The organism is Sphingopyxis sp. KK2, assembly GCF_001990265.1.
In the GTDB taxonomy this organism is placed as follows: Bacteria; Pseudomonadota; Alphaproteobacteria; order Sphingomonadales; family Sphingomonadaceae; genus Sphingopyxis.
In genome coordinates this window covers 1-2,773 of sequence record NZ_LYVN01000247.1, presented here as the reverse complement: position 1 = coordinate 2,773, position 2,773 = coordinate 1, and the positions used below count along the sequence as shown (strand labels likewise).

Annotated in this window: 2 protein-coding genes; one reads left to right on the top strand and one right to left on the bottom strand. The window is 65.6% G+C overall.

The window, feature by feature from the left end; genetic code table 11:
* Positions 1–1,281: BCCT family transporter (locus B1A78_RS21280; protein WP_077148844.1), on the top strand; the 1,281-nt coding region annotated here is incomplete at its 5' end.
* A 2-nt stretch (positions 1,282–1,283) separates the two neighbouring features.
* Here the strand turns inward: B1A78_RS21280 and B1A78_RS21275 are convergent.
* The coding region (locus tag B1A78_RS21275; protein WP_077148843.1) for a M13 family metallopeptidase at positions 1,284–2,773 on the bottom strand (1,490 nt) is incomplete at its 5' end.

Below are 2,773 nucleotides of genomic sequence, written 5' to 3'. Positions count from 1 at the left end.
CTGCTCGGCCGCTGGCGCTGGTTCGCGGTGATGCTGTGCACCACCATCGCCACCGGCATCCTTTTCTGGGGCGCCGCCGAGCCCTTGTTCCACCTGAACGCGCCGCCACCGATGCTGGGCCTGCAGCCCGGCAGCGACGACGCTGCGGCCTTCGCCATGTCGACGATGTTCCTGCATTGGACGCTGACACCCTACGGCATCTACACCGTCGCCGCGCTCGCCTTCGCGCTCGTCTATTATAATCGCGGGGAACCGTTCAGCCTGTCGTCGCTGTTCGTTCCCCTGATCGGCCAGCGCGCGCACGGCAAGGTCGGATCGGCAATCGACATCATCTGCCTCTACGCGCTGGTGGCCGGCATGGCGGCGTCGATGGGCGCCGGCATCCTCGCGCTGGCCGGCGGGATCGAAGGCCTCGGCGGCTTTGCCGGTGGCGCAGCGCTGCGCTGGGCGATCATGATCGCGATCGTTGCGAGCTTCCTGATCTCGGCCGCGACCGGGCTGCAAAAGGGCATCGCCGGCCTGTCGGTGCTCAATACCTGGATATTCTTCGCGATCATCGCCTTCGTGCTGGTCGCCGGACCGACCGCGAAGATGCTCGGCCTGTCACTGCGCGGCGGCGCCGATTATGTCGCGACCTTCGTGCCGCGCAATCTTGGTCTCGACGTCGACCGCGACTGGCACCGGCAATGGACGATCTTCAACTGGGCCAACTGGTTCGCCTGGGCGCCGGTGACCGCACTGTTCCTCGGCCGGCTCGCGGTCGGCTACAGCGTGCGCGCCTTCATCCTGTTCAACCTGATCTTGCCCGCGCTCTTCGGCGCAGTGTGGATGACAGCGATCGCGGGGGCGACGATCATCCTCGACCAGCAAAGCGGCGCCAGCCTTTATGCGATCCTCTCGACCCAAGGACCCGACCCGGTGCTGTTCCGGCTGTTCGACGCGCTCGGCGGCGGGTCGGCGGTGACCGCGATGGTGCTGTTCGCGATCTTCCTTTCCTATGTCGCGGGCGCCGACGCCAATGTCTCGGCGATGAGCGCGCTGTCGACGCACGGCATAAGCCCCGAGCGCCCCGAAGCCGCGCTCTGGATCCAGATCGTCTGGGGCGTCACGGTAGGGCTCGTCGCGATGGTGCTCGTCGCTGCTGCGGGGCTCGATGGCATCCGCATGATGTCGGTGCTCGGAGGGTTTCCGGCGCTGTTCGTGATCGTCGGCGCGGCGCTGTCGCTTGGTGTTATGACGCTGCGGGGACGGCCGACCGCCGCCCCCGCAAGCCCGGAGTAGCCCTACCAGATCTTGGTGCGATCGTCGGGCTTCAGATAATATTTGGCGCCGGCGCCGACCCCGAATGCGGTGTACCAGGCGTCGACGTTGCGTACGGGGCCGATGATCCGCCAGCGCGCGGGGCTGTGCGGATCGCTCGCCACCTGTTGCTTAATGGAGTCTTCGCGTGCCTTGTCGCGCCAGGCCTGCGCAAAGGCGAGGAAGAAGCGCTGGTCGCCGGTCAGCCCGTCGATCACCGGCGCTTCCTTGCCGCCGAGCGAGCGGTGATAGGCGTCATAGGCGACCTCCAGCCCCGCAAGGTCGGCGATATTCTCGCCCATCGTCAAATCGGGGTTGATAAAGGCACCGGGTGCAGCCTCATAGGTCGCATATTGCGCGCCGAACGCCTTGGCCGCTGCGTCGAACCGCGCCGCATCTTCGGGCGTCCACCAGTCGCGCACCGCGCCATTGGCGTCGATCTTGCGCCCCTGGTCGTCGAAGCCGTGGACGATCTCGTGGCCGATCACGGCGCCGATCGCGCCGTAATTGACCGCGTCGTCGACATGCTCGCTGAAATAGGGGGCCTGCAGGATCGCCGCCGGGAAAACGATCTTGTTTTCCAGCCCGCCATTATAGGCGTTCACTTCCTGCGGGTTCATCGACCATTTCTTGCGGTCGACCGGCTTGCCGAGGTCCGACAAGCCATAGGCATATTCGAACGCGCCGCTGCGCTTCACATTGCCGTACAGGTCGGCGGGGTCGATCGTCAGCCCCGAATAGTCGCGCCATTTGTCGGGATAGCCGACCATGACGTCCATCTTTTCCAGCTTGGCGAGCGCGGCTTCCTTCGTCGGCGCGGCCATCCAGCTGTTGGCGCGGATACGGTCGCCCATCGCGAGCTTCAGATTGGCGACCAGCGCCTCCATCTTCGCCTTGGCGCTCGCGGGAAAATATTCGCGCGAATAGGTCTCGCCGACCAGCTCGCCGAGGCTGCCGTCGACCAGCGTCAGGCCGCGTTTCCAGCGCGGACGAAGCTCGCTTACGCCGCTCAGCACCTTGGTATAGTCGAACCGGCTGTCGACGAACGCCTTCGACAGATAAGGCGACGCCTGATCGGCGACGTGGAATTGCTCCCAAAGCTTCAGCGTCTCGAGCGGGGTCTTCGCATAGAGCGCGGCAATGTCCCGGATCGCCGTCGTTTCGTTGACGATGATGCGCTTCTGCGGCGCGATGCCGGCGCCGGCGAACCAGGCGTCCCAGTCAAGCCCCGGCGCATAGGCAGCGAGCTCGGCCGACGACATCGGATTGTTGATCTTGCCGATGTCGCGGCGGTCGGCGATCTTCCAGCTGACCTTCGCAATCTCGGTTTCGAACGCCATGATCGCGTCCGCGGCGGCCTTCGGGTCCTTCGCACCGGTCAGGCCGAGCGTGCGAACGATATAGGCGCGATAGGCGTCGCGTTCCTTCTGGAACTGCGCGTCGAGATAATATTCGCGCTCGGGCAGGCCCAGCC